This is a genomic window from Neobacillus sp. 204 (assembly GCF_046562815.1).
Lineage (GTDB): Bacteria > Bacillota > Bacilli > Bacillales > Cytobacillaceae > Neobacillus.
The window spans coordinates 1-883 of record NZ_JBJORY010000051.1; the positions used below are offsets into that span (position 1 = coordinate 1).

7 tRNA genes are annotated in these 883 nt (G+C 46.1%); all 7 read left to right on the forward strand.

Features of this window, described 5'->3' with window-relative positions:
* The first annotated feature begins 39 nt into the window (after positions 1-39).
* The 7 genes from ACJ004_RS30020 (at position 40) to ACJ004_RS30050 (ending at position 824) form a co-directional block, all read left to right on the forward strand.
* Positions 40-114, forward strand: a tRNA-Glu gene (locus tag ACJ004_RS30020).
* A 40-nt stretch (positions 115-154) separates the two neighbouring features.
* Positions 155-230: transfer RNA gene (locus ACJ004_RS30025), tRNA-Val, on the forward strand.
* A gap of 21 nt (positions 231-251) precedes the next feature.
* Positions 252-327, forward strand: a tRNA-Thr gene (locus ACJ004_RS30030).
* Positions 328-424: 97 nt separating this feature from the next.
* Positions 425-497 (forward strand) — tRNA-Lys (locus ACJ004_RS30035).
* Positions 498-535: 38 nt separating this feature from the next.
* A tRNA-Leu gene (locus ACJ004_RS30040) sits at positions 536-620 on the forward strand.
* Between the two features lie 35 nt (positions 621-655).
* A tRNA-Gly gene (locus tag ACJ004_RS30045) sits at positions 656-730 on the forward strand.
* A gap of 5 nt (positions 731-735) precedes the next feature.
* Positions 736-824, forward strand: a tRNA-Leu gene (locus ACJ004_RS30050).
* The last annotated feature ends 59 nt before the right edge of the window (positions 825-883 follow it).

The window sequence follows — 883 nt, forward strand, 5'->3', positions numbered from 1 at the left end:
TAACCCTTTGGGGTTATTTTTTTGCCGAAAATATATTATGGCCCCTTGGTCAAGCGGTTAAGACACCTCCCTTTCACGGAGGTAACACGGGTTCGAGTCCCGTAGGGGTCACCAAAGTTTTTTTACGTTAGTAAAAATAACTTTCATTTTTTTTGGAGGATTAGCTCAGCTGGGAGAGCATCTGCCTTACAAGCAGAGGGTCGGCGGTTCGATCCCGTCATCCTCCACCATATTTACCTTTTATACTTTTTGCCGGGGTAGCTCAATTGGTAGAGCAACTGACTTGTAATCAGTAGGTTGGGGGTTCAAGTCCTCTCGCCGGCACCATGCTTCTTACTTCCTTCATTTCCATCTGCGGAAGCATGCTTAAAATCCCGAAGGGATTTTAAGGAGAAAAACTAATTGTTTTTTTAGTATTTTGTATGAGCCATTAGCTCAGTTGGTAGAGCATCTGACTTTTAATCAGAGGGTCGAAGGTTCGAGTCCTTCATGGCTCACTAAAGTTTTTTGCGCAAGCAAAATAACTTTCAATATTGCGGGTGTGGCGGAATTGGCAGACGCACCAGACTTAGGATCTGGCGCCGCAAGGCGTGGGGGTTCGACTCCCTTCACCCGCACCAAGTTTTTTGCGAATAGCAAATAACTTACCATATTTGCGGAAGTAGTTCAGTGGTAGAACACCACCTTGCCAAGGTGGGGGTCGCGGGTTCGAATCCCGTCTTCCGCTCCAATAGTGCCGGGGTGGCGGAACTGGCAGACGCACAGGACTTAAAATCCTGCGGTAGGTGACTACCGTACCGGTTCGATTCCGGTCCTCGGCACCAAGTTTTTTTTACAAAGTAAAATAAACAAAGTTTTTTGCGAAAGCAAATGAATTTACAAT